Origin of the sequence: Chitinimonas lacunae, from assembly GCF_042650885.1 — a bacterium.
Classification (GTDB): Bacteria; Pseudomonadota; Gammaproteobacteria; order Burkholderiales; family Chitinimonadaceae; genus Chitinimonas_A; species Chitinimonas_A lacunae.
Genome location: NZ_JBHSBU010000001.1, coordinates 2,831,402 through 2,846,937 on the forward strand (window position 1 = coordinate 2,831,402; position 15,536 = coordinate 2,846,937).

Below are 15,536 nucleotides of genomic sequence, written 5' to 3' on the forward strand. Positions count from 1 at the left end.
GACGTTTTGGTGACAAGTCGCGCGACTCAGTCGCGGTAGATCTGGGACGGGTCGCGCAGCACCGGGTCAACCTCGACCCATCGACCCGCGTCCAGCCGTCGGTAGAGGCAGCTTTGGCGTCCGGTATGGCAGGCGATACCGCCCATTTGCTCGATCTGTAGCAGCACCACATCGCCGTCGCAATCGAGGCGGATTTCCTGCACCGTCTGCAAATGACCCGAGCTTTCGCCTTTCTTCCACAGCCGGCCCCGCGAACGCGACCAGTAATGGGCCACACCCTGGGCCGCTGTCAGCGCCAGCGCCTCACGGTCCATCCAGGCCACCATCAGCACCCGGCCGCTATGGGCGTCCTGGGCAATGGCGCAGACCAGGCCGCGCTCATCCCAGCGCACGGCATCGAGCCAATCCATCGGCTTCTCCTCGGGGGTCGGTTCAGCTGGGCAGGGGTCGGTTCAGTCGTCCAGGCGGACTTCGATACCCTGCGCCCGCATCAGACGTTTGGCATCGGCCACCGTATGGTCGCCGAAATGGAAGATGCTGGCCGCCAGCACGGCGTCGGCGTGGCCTTCGACAATACCGTCAATCAGGTGTTGCAGATTGCCGACACCACCAGAGGCGATCACCGGAATATCGACCGCATCGGCCACCGCCCGGGTCAGGCTCAGGTCAAAGCCCGAGCGGGTGCCGTCGCGGTCCATACTGGTCAGCAGCAGTTCGCCTGCGCCGCGCCGTTGCATGGTCAGGGCCCATTCGATGGCATCGAGCCCCGTCGCGGTACGGCCGCCATGGGTAAACACTTCCCAGCCGCTGCCGTCTTCGCGCCGGCGGGCGTCGATCGCCACCACCAGGGCCTGCGAGCCGAAACGGCCGGCAATCTCTTCGACCAGTTCGGGCTGATTGACCGCAGTGGTATTGATGCTGACCTTGTCGGCCCCGGCATTGAGCAGCCGGCGCACGTCTTCGAGCCGACGCACGCCGCCGCCCACGGTCAACGGGATAAATACCTGATCGGCCACCGCTTCGATAATCGGCAGGATCAGATCGCGCTGGTCGGAACTGGCAGTGATATCGAGAAAAGTCAGTTCATCGGCACCCTGCTCGTCGTAGCGCCGGGCGATCTCGACTGGATCGCCCGCATCGCGCAGGCCGACGAAATTGACGCCCTTGACCACGCGACCGGCGGCCACGTCGAGGCAAGGGATGATGCGTTTGGCCAGCATATGCCTCACCTAAAAAAACAGGAAAACTCGGTGCTAGACGCGCTGCGCCTCTTCAGACAATTCATCTGAAAGCTGCTGAGCAGCTGCAAAGTCGAGCGTGCCTTCATAGATCGAGCGGCCGGCGATAACGCCGGCGATGCCCTCATCCTGCACGGCACACAGGGCGCGGATATCGTTCAGGTCGTTCAAACCACCCGAGGCGATCACCGGCACCGTCAGCGCCTGGGCGAGCTTTACCGTGGCGTCGATATTGACGCCCGACAGCATGCCGTCGCGGCCGATATCGGTGTAGATCACCGCTTCGACGCCGTAGTCTTCGAAGCGCCGGGCGAGGTCGAGCACATCATGGCCGGTGATCTTGGACCAGCCGTCGATGGCCACCCGACCGTCGCGGGCGTCGAGACCGACGATCACGTGTCCGGGGAAGGCATCGCAGGCTTCGTGCAGAAAGCCCGGCGTCTTGACGGCGGCGGTGCCGATGATGACGTAGCGCAGGCCGGCGTCGAGATATTTCTCGATGGTGTCGAGATCGCGGATGCCGCCGCCAAGCTGTACCGGAACCTCATCGCCGACCGTGGCCATAATGGCCTTGATCGCCTCCAGGTTCTTCGGCTTGCCGGCAAAGGCGCCGTTGAGATCGACCAGATGCAGGCGACGGGCGCCTTGTTCGAGCCAACGGGCGGCGACGGCCGCCGGGTCGGCACCGAACACGTCGGCGGAGTCCATTTCGCCTTGCTTGAGGCGCACGCATTGACCGTCCTTGAGGTCGATGGCGGGAATGATCAGCATGATGGCTTGAGCGAGATTGGGAGGTTTAGACCTTGCCGTTCCAGGCAACGAAGTTGGCCAGCAATTTGAGACCCGCAGCGTGGCTTTTCTCGGGGTGGAATTGCGTGGCAAAAATATTAGCGCGGGCGACCGCCACCGTGAAGGGGAACGGATAGTCCGACTCAGCCGCCGTCAAGGCGGGGTCGCTGGGGCGCAGATAGTAGCTGTGAACGAAATAGAAGCGGCTGCCGTCGGCGATGCCATGCCAGAGCGGATGGCTGCCCTGCTGGCGTACCCGATTCCAGCCCATATGCGGGACCTTGAGTCGTTGGCCTTGTCCGTCGAGCATCCGCTCGGCCGGGAAGCGCACCACATCGCCGCCGAACAAGCCCAGACCCGGCGTATTGCCGCCTTCGGCACTCAGTTCAAATAACATTTGGGCACCGACACAGATGCCCAGAAACGGCCGGTCGGTGGTCGCAGCGATCACTGCTTCGCGCAGGCCACGACCATCAAGTTCGGCCATGCAGTCACGCATGGCGCCCTGGCCCGGGAATACCACCCGGTCGGCCACGGCCACTTCGGCCGGATCGGAAGTCAGCACCACGTCGGCCGTGTCGGCGACGTGTTGCAGCGCCTTGACCACCGAACGCAGATTGCCCATGCCGTAATCGACGACGGCGATTTTCATGCGAGTTCCCAGAAGCTGTGGGTTGAGCGATTCACGCCGTGAGCGTTCCCTTAGTCGATGGCGTCGCGCCGGCCATCCGTTCGTCCACTTCGACCGCCATCCGTAAGGCGCGGCCGAATGCCTTGAAAATGGTTTCCGCCTGATGATGGGCGTTGACGCCGCGCAGATTGTCGATATGCAGCGTCACCATGGCATGGTTGACGAAGCCGTGGAAAAACTCGCTGAACAGATCGACATCGAACTGGCCGATTGCAGCCCGGCTGTATTCGACGTTGTAGACCAGGCCGGGCCGGCCCGACAAATCGATTACCACCCGGCTCAGTGCCTCGTCGAGCGGAACATAGGCGTGGCCGTAGCGGCGGATGCCCTTTTTGTCGCCGATGGCACGGGCAAAGGCCTGGCCCAGGGTGATGCCGATGTCTTCGACCGTATGGTGGGCATCGATATGCAGGTCGCCCACGGCGGCGATATCGAGATCGATCAGGCCGTGACGGGCGACCTGGTCAAGCATATGTTCGAGAAACGGGACGCCGGTCTGGAAGCGGGAATGGCCGCTGCCGTCGAGATTGAGGGTGACGGCGATCTGGGTTTCCAGGGTATTGCGGCTGACGGCGGCTTGGCGCATGGCAGAGATCGGAAAAGATTGCTGGCGCTATTGTGCCATGTTGCGCGGCGCCCGCCAGTGCCGGCTATCCCGGATAAGCCCTGCCCTGGCGCAGAAAACTGGACAAGTCGATAGATAGAAAATTTTTTGCAAAATAATCTCCATATATACGGCAATATTTAAAAAGAAAATAAAAAATCAAGCAAATCCACTTTTTATACAACCGGTCGCTTTCAACTCCTCTTCCCTAACAAAATCCCCCACAGAGCAAGTGCCAGCCTCTAACCAGTCACTTGCCAACCAGTGACGTAAACACTTTCCGTCCGTCAACACCGGCCACCAGCCAGCCATTGAGCTAGTCTGATCTCCATGGCACGCAAAGCCAGAGGCAGAGAACAGGTTCTCCGACTGAGCCGGAGCGTGTCCGGGTCCGGCGTGAACACCAAGGCGCTACGGCATGTCCGTCGAAAGCGGAGTCGCCAGCGAGCCTAGCTGAGTTAAGTGTCTGTGCCTTGGGGTCCGGACACGCTGACGCCGGATGATCGGAAAACGCGCCAGCAGTGCCGATCTATCCGGCCCGAAGTTCCGACTCCGGGCCATTGATTGCCAGGGCTGGAGGCTAGGTATCGGCCTCAGGCCGCCGACTTTGCCAGGCTTGCAGCCAGTGCGGCCAGCATGGCGTTGTTTTCCTCGGGCGTGCCGACGGTGAGCCGCAGACAACCGCTCAGGGCCGGGTGACCGCCGTGCAGCCGTTTTACCAGAATGCCCATGGCTTTGAGATCGGTGAAGACACGGTCGGCGTCGGCAAGCCGCACCAGCACGAAATTGGCCTGCGACGGATAGGCCTTCACGCCGTCCATCGCCTGCAAGGCCGCAAACAGCGCTTCGCGTTCGGCGCGCAATTCGGCCGTCTGGGCATCGAATAGTCCAATATGGCGCAAGGCGAAGCAGGCCGCCGCGTTGCTGAGGACGTTGATGTTGTAGGGCAGGCGCAGCTTGTCGAATTCGCCCAGCCATTCACGGCGGCCGACGAGATAGCCCAGGCGAAGACCGGCCAGGCCCAGCTTGGACAGGGTGCGCATCACCACCGCGTTGGGATAGTGGGCGACGCGCGGCAGGAAGCTGTCCTCGGCAAAGGCCGAATAAGCCTCGTCGATCACGACCAGGCCGGGCGTCGCGCGGATCAAGGCATCGACGTCGGCAGCCGGGAACAGGTTGCCGGTGGGGTTGTTGGGGTAGGAGACGAACACCAGGGCCGGCCGGTGTTCCGCGATGGCTGCGAGCGCTGCGGCGCGGTCGAGCGCGAAATCGGGGCCGAGCGGCACGCCGACGTATTCGACGCCGAGCATGGTCGCGATCATCCGGTACATCACGAAGCTCGGCTCGAAGGCGAGAATCTTGGCACCCGGCTTGGCCAGCGCCAGCGCGATTAGCTGGATCAGCTCATCCGAGCCATTGCCCAGCAGCAGCTCCAATTCCTCGGGCACGGCCATGGCCGTGCGCAGCGCCGCTTTCACCGCCTCGCCGCTCGGGTCGGGATAGCGGTTGATATCGACCTGGGCGAGCTGCGCCGCCAGTTCGGCGCGCAAGGACTCGGGCAGGACGAAGGGGTTTTCCATCGCATCGAGCTTGATCATGCCAGCGGCCGGCGGCACGTGGTAAGCCGTCAAAGCAAGGATTTCGGGGCGAATCAGGGCAGCAGGCGTAGTCATGGTCGGACGCGTGAGGGTAGGAAATAAGGCGAAGTATGGGGTAATGGCGTGGCGTTGGCGCCCGGCTCCGCTGCCGACAACTTGGCATAACGGCGCCGAACGCTCGTCAACACCGGCTTTTCGGTGCGCCGACGAGCTTATCCCGCTCGCACCGGCGACCAGCACCAAGCCTGCCAGATCGTCGTCATGGCCATTGTCGCTGGCAAAGGCCATCCCCCATCGGGCTGAGCGACCTATCAGACATCGACACCATCTGGGCGGTGACGCTTCTCTGCATAGGCCTTGAGTGACCGCATGGTGTGCGGCAGCCCCTCCCGGACCTGCTTGGCGATCCCGGGCGCGAAAAGGAAGGCAAGCGGACCCGTGAACCAGACCCGGTGAGCGACTTCCGACCCATCGGCTGTCGGGGAAACCATATGCTCGAAGTGCATCCGGAACAGAGGAATATAGCCCTCTACGGTGAATGACCGGCCCTCGGTACGCTCCGTCACGACCATCGGAACGCCCATGCCTTTGCGGGGAGTGATTCGACCCTTCGTTCCAACCGCGAATGGCCCATTGAGCAAGGCTTGCTTTGTGTCCGGGTCCCACAGATGCCATTGGTCGACCTCGCTCCAGATCTGATCGATGACCGAGGGCGGGACGGCGATGTGGATGCGTTCTTCGATATGCATAGAAGTATGAATTCCTAGCGTTGGAAGAAACCTGCTGCCGGCGTTGCACAGCAACGGCGGGAACCCAAAGCACAGCTTTGGGCAGATTCGAAGATCCTGTCTAGCACAGAATTTTCCGAATTCTTTCCAAACCCGTCATCGCCCAGCGCCGTGGGCAGCCATCGTCCACGGCGCCCCGTTTCGGCTCAGCGGCCGTCCGAGAGCGGGCCGAACAGATCGTCGAGCGAGGTCGGGTCGAGCACGGCGAGCTTGCTGGCGTCCTCGGCCAGGATGGCATCGGCGAGCGCACGCTTGTGGGCTTGCAGCGCCAGGATCTTCTCCTCGACCGTGCCTTGCGTCACCAGCTTGTAGACGAACACCGGCTTGTCCTGGCCGATCCGGTAGGCGCGGTCGGTTGCCTGGTTTTCGACGGCCGGGTTCCACCACGGGTCGTAGTGGATCACCGTGTCGGCAGCCGTCAGATTGAGACCAACGCCGCCCGCCTTGAGGCTGATCAGGAACAGCGGCACCTGGCCTTCCTGAAAGGCATCGATCACAGCGGCACGGTCGCGCGTCTGACCGGTCAGGCTCACATAGGGAATATTGGCCTCGACCAGGGCTTCCTCGATCAGCGCCAGCATCGAGGTGAACTGCGAGAACAGCAGGATGCGCCGACCTTCGGCCAGCAGTTCGGGCAGCAGATCCATCAGCAGTTCGAGCTTGGCCGAGTTCTTGGCCGCTGCCGCAGCGGGCAGCTTGACCAGACGCGGGTCACAACAGGCCTGGCGCAGCTTCAGGAGCGCATCGAGCACCACGATCTGGCTGCGGCTCCAGCCCTTCTCGGCGATGGTGGCGCGCAGTTCCTCATGGAGCGCCAGACGCAGCGTTTCGTACAGATCGCGCTGATCGCCTTCGAGTTCGACCGTGCGCAGGATTTCGGTCTTGGCCGGCAGCTCCTTGGCCACCTGCTCCTTGCTACGGCGCAGCAGGAAGGGCGAGACCCGGCGAGCCAGCGCAGCGCGACAGGCGCCGTCGCCGTGCTTTTCGATCGGCGTGCGCCAGTAGCGGCGGAAACTGTCGGCGTCGCCAAGCAAGCCCGGCAGCAGGAAGTGGAACAGCGACCACAGCTCGCCCAGATGGTTTTCCAACGGCGTACCGGTCAGGCACAGGCGGTGGTTGGCATGGAGCGCACCGCACACCTGACTGCCGCGGGCACGCGGATTCTTGATGTTCTGCGCCTCGTCGAGGATCAGCAGATGGAAGCGGAACTTGAGCAATGCCTCGCCATCGCGCGCCAGCAGCGGATAGGTGGTCAGGATCAGGTCGGCGTCGTCGAATTCGGCATAGCGGTTATGACGGTCAGGGCCGTGCAGCACCACGATGCGCAGCTCGGGCGCGAACTGCTGGGCTTCGCGGCGCCAGTTGAACACCAGCGAAGTCGGCGCCACCACCAGGGCCGGGCGGGTCAGTCGGCCGGCGCGTTTTTCGGTCAGGATATGGGCAAGCGCCTGGATGGTCTTACCGAGACCCATATCGTCGGCCAGAATGCCGGCCAGACCGTGCTCGCGCAGGGTTTGCAGCCAGGCCAGACCTTGTTTCTGGTAATCGCGCAGCTCGGCACCGAAGCCGGCCGGCGCCTCCATCCCACCTTGCTCGGCCAGCTTGGCCAGTGCCCGGCCGAAGGCGCGCAGCGTCTCGCCGCCACGCATGGCGATGCCGCCTTCGCGTTCGAGCTGATGCAGACGGCCGGCATCGAGCCGCGACAGGGACAGATGGCCGTTCGGATCGACCGAACCGCGGTCGAACAACTCGACCAGCGCCATCAGCATCGGCCGCAGGCGGCCAAGCGGTAGCACCAGAATCCCTTCGGGCAGCCGCAGCCGCAGCGGATGGTCATCGGGCAGACCCTGGATCTGCGCCGGGCCGCTGAAGCGCTGTAGCGCCTCGACCAATAAGGGCAGCAGCTCCACCCGGCGGCCGTTGACCTCGACGCCGAGCGACAGCGAAAACCAGTCGTGGCCGCTGTCGTCGATATCGAGCCAGGCTTCGCCAGCGTGCAGAAGGCGATAGGGGAAGTCTTCGGCGTAATCGATGATCCAGCCCAGTTCCGCCAGACGCGGCAGCAGCTCGCTGGCCAGATCGAGCCAGATCGCATCGAGCTGCGGTGCCACCGGGTCCTCGGGGTCGAGTTCGGCGATCGCGCTGGGGAGCCAGATATGGTCGGCCGGCTGGCCGGCCGGATCGGGCCGTTCAAACACGAAGCCACGCCAACCTTCCAGCCCATGCTGCGACAACAGATGGGCCAGCGCCGCCTCGGCGGCCGGCTGGCGCGGCATTTCGAGCAGCAGATCGCCGCGCGCCCGGTGCAGCACCGTATCACCGATCAGATCGCCGGTAGCCGGTAAGGGCACGCGCACGCCATCGTAGTCGCAATAGGCTTCGATCCAGCTTGGCGTCTCGCCGAGCGGACGCAGGGTACGCCAATCGTTGGCGTGCAGATTGCCCTGGCTACAGCGCAGTACTCCGCGCGGTGCCGTCTCGCGCCGCTCGACCGGCAGCACGGCGGGCGCAGGCAGCGGTAACGGCAATCCCTGCCACTCCTCGGCGATATGCGCGGCCACCTTGGGCGCCAGGGTAGGCATGGTCATCGCCTGCATCGCCAACAGCGGCGACAGACCGGTATCGAGTTCGCCGACCGAACCGTCGGCATCGAGATAGAACGGCGGCGCCACGGCGATCCACTGCTGCGGCGCGGGCTCGGCACTCAGACTGAGCCGCTGGCCGCCATCCTCGGCCATCTGCCAGGCGACCGAGGCCGCGCGGGCCGGACCGGCAGTCAGCGGCGGCGAGGAAGGTTGCAGCCAATGGCAGCGGCCGGTGCCGAGCATCCGGCGCAGCAGCATGGCACCCCATTCGCCGGCCAGCCGGTAGCCCGGCTCATCGGCAGGCAACTTGGCCAGATCGGTCAGCAGTTGCAGATCGACCGGTCGCAGATAGTTGGGCGGCTCGGCGCTGCTCCAGCCCGGGAAAGGCAAGGCTTCATCGTAGCTGCCGTCGGCAAGCAGCCGGCAACTGGTCGGCACCACCCGATGGCCGCCTTCGCCTGGCGCCAGCACATAGAGTAAGCGGTTACGCACCCCGGGCGGATATCCATCGACCCCGACAGCCACGGCACGGAACGATTGCCACCAGCGGCTGACCCGCTCGGGCACAGCCGGCGCGGGGGCCTCGTCCGCGGTTTCGCCGCCGTTGAGCATCTCCTGCTCGCCCAGCCAGTTCCACAGCAGCGCCACCGCATGTTCGCAGTCACCGGCGGCCGGACAGTTGCACTGGGTCTTCAGGTCTTCGAGCGGCGTCGAGGCATTGAAGCTGAGTCGGGTGGTAAAGGTCTTGCGCGTACCGCACTGCACCGTGCCGACCAGCATGGTACGGCCGCGCGCCACCGCCGGAATCCCGCTCTGGACGCGGCCGTCCAGGGCATAGCTGACACCCGAGGCGACGATCTTCTCGCCGAAACGATCGACCAGCGCGGCGTAGAAAGGCAGAGTCGACAGCGCCGGCGGCACGTTGGAAAACGATTGGGTCATGGCAACAGGCCCGGCCAGGCGGGCTTCAAGCGGGGTGGAAAAGGTAGGCGATGCTGCCGGCGGGCAGGCCGGCGTACCGCATTCAGTCGTCCCGGTAGCGCAGCTCGGCGGCGCGGGCATGCGCCGTCAGCCCTTCACCGTGCGCCAGCGTGCTGGCTACCCGGCCAAGCCGGGCAGCGGCGGCTTCCGCGACATAGATCAGGCTGCTGCGTTTCTGGAAATCGTAGACCCCGAGCGGACTGGCAAAACGGGCCGTGCGCGAGGTCGGCAGCACATGGTTGGGCCCGGCGCAGTAGTCGCCCAGCGACTCGGAGGTAAAGCGGCCCAGGAAGATCGCGCCGGCGTGGCGGATCTTGGCCTGCCAGGTCCAGGGTGACTCGACCGACAGCTCGAGATGTTCGGGAGCAATCCGATTGGCCAGGACACAGGCTTGGTCGAGGTCGGCCACCTCGATCAGCGCGCCACGGTTGCCCAGCGACGCCTCGATGATGGCGCGGCGCGGCATCTGCGGCAGCAGCCGGGCGATGCTGGCGGCGACCTGGTCGATAAAGCGCGGGTCGGGGCACAGCAGGATGCTTTGGGCGATTTCGTCGTGTTCGGCCTGGCTGAACAGATCCATGGCGATCCAGTCGGGATCGGTGTGGCCGTCGCAGATCACCAGGATTTCCGACGGACCCGCCACCATATCGATGCCGACCAGACCGAAGACGGCCCGCTTGGCCGCTGCCACATAGGCGTTGCCAGGGCCGGTGATCTTGTCTACCTGCGGCACGCTGGCCGTGCCGTAGGCCAGTGCCGCGACCGCCTGGGCACCACCCACGGTGAAAACCCGATCGACGCCGGCGAGCCAGGCCGCAGCGAGCACCAGATCATTACGTTCACCACGCGGCGTCGGCACCACCATGATGATCTCGCCGACCCCGGCCACCTTGGCGGGGATGGCATTCATCAGCACGCTGGACGGATAAGCCGCCTTGCCACCGGGCACATAGATGCCGACGCGATCGAGCGGCGTCACCGCCTGACCGAGCACCGTGCCATCGGGCTCGGTGTACTGCCAGGACGTGGTCAGTTGTCTTTCGTGATAGCTGCGGATGCGCTGGGCAGCGGCCTCAAGCGCCTGCCGCTGTTCGGGCGCCAGACGCTCGAATGCCTGTTGCAGCACGGCACGGTCGAGTTCGAGTTCAGCGGCCGAGGCGACCGTGACTCCGTCAAAGCGGGCGGTGTAGTCGAGCAGGGCCGCGTCGCCACGGGTTTTGACGTCGGTCAGGATGGCCGCGACGGTACGGTCGATCTCGGGATTCTGGGCGGTTTCGAAATCCAGCAGGGCGGCAAGACGCTGGTCGAAGTCGGGCTGTTGGGTGGACAGGCGTTGCAGCATGGCGTCAGTCGAGGCGAAGAAAAACGCAAAGGGCGGACGAGGCACTCATGCGGCCGGTCCACGGGCGCCGGCAAAGGCGTCGAGAATAGCTTGCAGACCGGCGCACTTGAGCTTGAGCGCGGCCTGGTTGACCACCAGTCGGGAGCTGACATCGAGTACATGCTCGACCGCCACCAGATCGTTGGCAGCCAGGGTACCGCCGCTGCTGACCAGATCGACGATGGCATCGGCCAGACCGACTAGCGGTGCCAGCTCCATCGACCCATACAGCTTGATCAGATCGACGTGGACGCCCTTTCTGGCGAAATGCTCGCGCGCCGATTCGACATATTTGGTCGCGACGCGCAGCCGGGCGCCCTGCTTGACCGCATCGTGGTAATCAAAGCCACGCGGCACCGCCACCATCAGGCGGCAACGGGCGATTTCCAGATCGAGCGGCTGATACAGCCCCGCCCCACCATGCTCGAGCAGCACGTCGTAGCCGGCGACACCGAGGTCGGCGGCGCCGTGTTGAACATAGGTGGGAACATCGCTGGCGCGGACGATGACCAGGCGGACATCAGCGCGATTGGTGGAGAGGATCAGCTTACGCGACCGCTCGGGGTCTTCGCTGGGGACGATGCCGGCGGCGGCCAGCAACGGCACGGTTTCCTCGAAGATACGGCCTTTGGAGAGGGCGATGGTGATCATGCGGAGCCAGTCTGCGATCGACGGCCTGAGCCCGTTTTACGGACGAATGGCCAAACGTTTAGCTTACCCCGATTCGGGATGCTTGGCGATAAATCGTTCCAGCTTTTGCAAAGCCATGGCCCGAATCCGTTGCCGCATCCATGGCGTCCAGCCAAGCAGCACGCCGGGGAGACCGAGCGCCATGCGGCTCCAGGCCCACAGATCGAAATCGTCGTGGTGACGCACGATCAGACCGTCGCGGTATTCGAGCTGCGCCACGATCCGGTTATGCACCGGCCGACCGCTGCCCGAGAAGGGATAACGGGCCTCCCAGTGGACCAGCGCACGGCCGTCAGCGGCCGAGACGAGTCGATGTCGCACCTCCAGCTGACTCGCCCCTTCGACCAGCATGCGCCACATCGCCCCGGCCCGCTTTCCTTCGAGTCGGCCGAAAGCCGGGTCGTCGAACACCACCTCAGGGTGATAGCAGGCCAGCATGGCCTGCCAGTCGCGCGCAGCAAAGGCACTGTAGAAACGCTGGGCCAGCTCGGCTTCGACGGTTGCCATAACGCCTCCTCGGCAGGACGGGCCAGGCCCGCAGCAGTTTGAATGGCACTCGAGCGCCCAAGCCGGGCAGCAACGGTCCGGACGCCCTGCACAGCGCGCTTTCCGGTTCGTCCGTTCCCGCCCTGATGGCGCGGATCAGGCTATCCGTTCGATCCGGGCGCCGACGCGGCCGAGCTTGGTTTCGATATGTTCATAGCCACGGTCGAGGTGATAGATACGGTCGACCACCGTTTCGCCTTCGGCCGCCAGACCGGCAATCACCAGACTGGCCGAAGCACGCAGATCGGTCGCCATTACCGTGGCACCCGACAGCTTCTCCACCCCCGTCACCACGGCGGTATGGCCGTCCACGGCAATCCGGGCGCCCATCCGCGCCAGTTCGGGCGCGTGCATGAAGCGGTTCTCGAAAATGGTTTCGCTCATGATGCCGGTGCCCGCGGCAATCGCATTGAGCGCCATGAACTGGGCTTGCATATCGGTCGGGAAGGCCGGATACGGCAGGGTACGCACATTGACGGCCCGGGGCCGCTCGCGCATTTCCAGCAGGATCCAGTCGTCGCCGGCTTCGAGATGGGCCCCGGCTTCGCGCAGCTTGTCGAGCACCGCGTCCAGCAGACCCGCCCGGGTCTGGCGCAGCAGCACCTTGCCGCGCGCAGCGGCCGCGGCACACAGGAAGGTACCGGTCTCGATCCGGTCGGGCAGCACCGTATGTTCGGCGCCATGGAGCCGTTCCACCCCTTCGATCACGATGCTGTCGCTGCCGTGGCCGCGAATCTTGGCGCCCATCCGGATCAGGCATTCGGCCAGATCGACCACTTCCGGCTCGCGGGCGGCGTTTTCGATGGTGGTGATGCCGTCGGCCAGCGTGGCCGCCATCATCAGGTTCTCGGTGCCGGTCACGGTCACCATGTCGGTGACGATGCGCGCGCCTTTGAGACGACGGGCGCTGGCTTTGATATAGCCGTTTTCGATCCGCACTTCGGCGCCCATCGCTTCAAGGCCCTTGATATGCTGGTCGACCGGCCGCGCCCCGATGGCGCAGCCGCCCGGCAGCGACACCGCCGCCTCGCCGAAACGCGCCAGCATCGGCCCGAGCACCAGGATCGAGGCCCGCATGGTCTTGACCAGATCGTAGGGAGCGATCAGCCGCTCGACCTGGTTGGCGGTGATCTCGAACTCGTGCACATTGTCGGTCATCACCCGCACACCCATGCCTTGCAGCAGCTTCTGGGTGGTCAGCACGTCCTTGAGCTGTGGCACATTGGTCAGGCGCAGCGTGTCGGACGTCAATAAGCCCGCACACAGAATCGGCAGCGCGGCGTTTTTGGCGCCCGAGATGGTGATCTCGCCTTCAAGCGGCATGCCGCCGTTGATCTTCAGTTTATCCATGCTCAATCTCACCACATCGAACACCGCCTCAATTCCGGCGGTGTTTTTTAATTTTCAAGTAAAAGTTAATACAAATCTTGCAGACGTTTTGCAGGAAATTTTCTAACTGCAAAAGGATGGCCTAAGAGAGCCACCACAGCAATACCAACAGCAACCAGGGCAGATTGATCCAGGCCAACAGCCAGCGCAGGCTGCGGTCGGGCCGCTGTCTGGGCGACGGGCGCCCCCCTCCAGGGTGCTCGTCCGGGGCTTCGGCAGAGCCGGATGGATCCGGTTTCAGGTCCGGTTCTTCCACTCGAAGGGACTGTAGGTCTTCATCGACAGCGCGTGGATTTCCTCGCGCATCCGCTCGCCCAGCGCCTGATAGACCAATTGATGCTGGCGCACACGGGCCAGACCGTCAAAGGCCGCGCTGACGATCACGGCCTCGAAATGATGACCGTCGCCGCTGACTTCCAGCAGGTCGCAGGCAAGACCGGCGGCAATGTACTGTTTGACTTGTTCGGGAGTGACCATGACGTTTTCGGGATTTGTCTCGGAAGAAAGCCGCGCTCAGTGACGCAGTCGATAGCCGGTGCGCAGCAGATGGAGCGTGAACAGTGTCAACGCCGCAAAGGTGCCGCCGACCACCGCCAGGCTCAGCCACGGCGACACATCACCGACACCGAAGAAACCATAGCGGAAGCCGTCGATCATGTAGAACACCGGATTCAGATGCGAAACGCCAAGCCAGAACGACGGCAGCGAATGGATAGAGTAGAACACCCCGGACAGGAAGGTCAGCGGCACGATGATAAAGTTCTGGAACGCCGCGAGCTGGTCGAATTTCTCGGCCCAGATACCGGCGATCAGGCCCAATACCGCCAACACCCCGCAGCCCAGCAGACCGAAGGCCAGCACCCACAGCGGATGCGCCAGCGGCGGCACGGTATAGAAACTGGTCACGATCAGCACGCCAAGCCCGACCACCGCCCCGCGCGCCACCGCCGCCAGCACATAGGCCAGGAAGAATTCCAGATGGCTCAGCGGTGGCAGCAGGATAAACACGATATTGCCGGTGATCTTCGACTGGATCAGGCTGGACGAGGTATTGGCAAAGGCGTTCTGCAACATCGACATCATCGCCAGGCCCGGAATCAGAAAGGCCGTATAGCGCACGCCAGGGTACGGCTCCAGGTGCGATTCGAGCACATGGGAGAAGATCAGCAGATAGAGCAGCGCCGTCAGCACGGGCGCAGCCACGGTCTGGAAGCTGACCTTCCAGAAACGCAGCAGCTCTTTGTAGAACAGGGTGGCGAAACCTTGCATGGCGGATTACACCGGGTGGACGACGCGGTACGCCGACGGGAAGGCGGCGCCGCTCACGCCGTTTCCGCTCGCGTCAGTTGGACGAAGATCTGTTCCAGATCCGGCCTTTGCAGATCGAGCTCCTGCACTGTACTGCCGGCCTCGCGCAGGGTGGCGAGAATGGTTTCCAGTTCGGCACAATCATCGAGCCGCAACAGAAAATTGCCGTCGCGCTCGGCCACCAGCAACGATTGCAGGGCAGCCGGCAGACGGGACGGCTCGAGTCGCAGGCTCAGGGTGCGGCCGCTGTGGCGCTGCATCAGGTCCTGTTTGCGATCGAGCGCCACCAGTTCCCCCTGTTTCAACACCGCAATGCGGTTACACAGGGTTTCGGCTTCCTCGAGATAGTGGGTGGTCAGCACGATGGTATGACCACGGCTGTTGAGGCCCTGGATAAAGGCCCACAGCGTCTGACGCAGCTCCACATCGACCCCGGCGGTCGGCTCGTCGAGCACGATGACCGGCGGCTTGTGCACCAGCGCCTGCGCCACCATCACCCGTCGCTTCATCCCGCCTGACAGGGTACGCATATTGGCTTCGGCCTTGTCGGCCAGCCCCAGACGCTCGAGAATTTCGTCGATCCAGTCGTCGTTGCGGCGCAGGCCGAAATACCCCGACTGGAAACGCAGGGTCTCGCGCACATTGAAAAAGGGATCGAAGGTCAGTTCCTGCGGCACGATGCCGATCAGGCGGCGGGCGGCGCGATAGTCGCTGACGACGTCGTGCCCCAGCACCGAGGCGGAACCGGAGTCCGGGCGGGTCAGGCCGCCCAGGATGGAAATCAGGGTGGTCTTGCCGGCGCCGTTGGGGCCAAGCAGGGCGAAGAACTCACCCTGCTCCACGGCGAAATCGACGCCTTTGAGCGCTTCGAGCGCACCGAAGCGCTTTTTGACGGCTTGGAAGCGAATAGCGACGGTCATGTAGACGGGCGGCCGGGCAGGAAAGCCG

15 protein-coding genes are annotated in these 15,536 nt (G+C 64.1%); all 15 read right to left on the reverse strand.

Annotation, left to right across the window (positions count from 1 at the left end):
- Positions 1–26 precede the first annotated feature (26 nt).
- Complete coding sequence (gene hisI, locus ACFOW7_RS12100) at positions 27–410, reverse strand: phosphoribosyl-AMP cyclohydrolase (protein WP_378164543.1); 384 nt, start codon at positions 408–410, stop codon at positions 27–29.
- Between the two features lie 42 nt (positions 411–452).
- Positions 453–1,220, reverse strand: coding sequence for an imidazole glycerol phosphate synthase subunit HisF (gene hisF / locus ACFOW7_RS12105; protein ID WP_378164545.1), 768 nt, complete (start codon positions 1,218–1,220; stop codon positions 453–455).
- A 33-nt stretch (positions 1,221–1,253) separates the two neighbouring features.
- Positions 1,254–2,009 (reverse strand): 1-(5-phosphoribosyl)-5-[(5-phosphoribosylamino)methylideneamino]imidazole-4-carboxamide isomerase, encoded by a 756-nt coding sequence (hisA, locus tag ACFOW7_RS12110; protein ID WP_378164547.1) that lies wholly within the window; start codon positions 2,007–2,009, stop codon positions 1,254–1,256.
- Positions 2,010–2,034: 25 nt separating this feature from the next.
- Positions 2,035–2,679, reverse strand: coding sequence for an imidazole glycerol phosphate synthase subunit HisH (gene hisH, locus ACFOW7_RS12115; RefSeq protein WP_378164549.1), 645 nt, complete (start codon positions 2,677–2,679; stop codon positions 2,035–2,037).
- A gap of 31 nt (positions 2,680–2,710) precedes the next feature.
- Complete coding sequence (hisB, locus tag ACFOW7_RS12120) at positions 2,711–3,304, reverse strand: imidazoleglycerol-phosphate dehydratase HisB (RefSeq protein ID WP_378164551.1); 594 nt, start codon at positions 3,302–3,304, stop codon at positions 2,711–2,713.
- A 611-nt stretch (positions 3,305–3,915) separates the two neighbouring features.
- On the reverse strand, positions 3,916–4,995 hold the full coding sequence (gene hisC / locus ACFOW7_RS12125; protein ID WP_378164553.1) for a histidinol-phosphate transaminase: 1,080 nt from the start codon (positions 4,993–4,995) through the stop codon (positions 3,916–3,918).
- 236 nt (positions 4,996–5,231) lie between these two features.
- Positions 5,232–5,669, reverse strand: coding sequence for an SRPBCC family protein (locus ACFOW7_RS12130; RefSeq protein ID WP_378164555.1), 438 nt, complete (start codon positions 5,667–5,669; stop codon positions 5,232–5,234).
- Positions 5,670–5,854: 185 nt separating this feature from the next.
- Complete coding sequence (locus ACFOW7_RS12135; RefSeq protein WP_378164557.1) at positions 5,855–9,235, reverse strand: DEAD/DEAH box helicase; 3,381 nt, start codon at positions 9,233–9,235, stop codon at positions 5,855–5,857.
- An 82-nt stretch (positions 9,236–9,317) separates the two neighbouring features.
- Positions 9,318–10,613, reverse strand: a complete 1,296-nt coding sequence (gene hisD / locus ACFOW7_RS12140; protein ID WP_378168027.1) for a histidinol dehydrogenase — start codon at positions 10,611–10,613, stop codon at positions 9,318–9,320.
- A 48-nt stretch (positions 10,614–10,661) separates the two neighbouring features.
- Complete coding sequence (gene hisG, locus ACFOW7_RS12145) at positions 10,662–11,306, reverse strand: ATP phosphoribosyltransferase (RefSeq protein ID WP_378164560.1); 645 nt, start codon at positions 11,304–11,306, stop codon at positions 10,662–10,664.
- 63 nt (positions 11,307–11,369) lie between these two features.
- Positions 11,370–11,852: a nuclear transport factor 2 family protein gene (locus ACFOW7_RS12150; RefSeq protein ID WP_378164562.1), complete on the reverse strand. Its 483-nt coding sequence runs from the start codon at positions 11,850–11,852 to the stop codon at positions 11,370–11,372.
- 135 nt (positions 11,853–11,987) lie between these two features.
- Entirely contained in the window at positions 11,988–13,241 is a 1,254-nt protein-coding gene (murA, locus tag ACFOW7_RS12155; protein ID WP_378164564.1) for a UDP-N-acetylglucosamine 1-carboxyvinyltransferase, read from the reverse strand.
- A 276-nt stretch (positions 13,242–13,517) separates the two neighbouring features.
- A complete protein-coding gene (locus ACFOW7_RS12160) occupies positions 13,518–13,757 on the reverse strand; it encodes a BolA family protein (protein WP_378164566.1) in 240 nt (79 codons plus the stop codon).
- Between the two features lie 36 nt (positions 13,758–13,793).
- Positions 13,794–14,549, reverse strand: a complete 756-nt coding sequence (locus tag ACFOW7_RS12165) for an ABC transporter permease (protein ID WP_378164568.1) — start codon at positions 14,547–14,549, stop codon at positions 13,794–13,796.
- 53 nt (positions 14,550–14,602) lie between these two features.
- Entirely contained in the window at positions 14,603–15,508 is a 906-nt protein-coding gene (locus ACFOW7_RS12170) for an ABC transporter ATP-binding protein (protein WP_378164570.1), read from the reverse strand.
- Positions 15,509–15,536: the final 28 nt, after the last annotated feature.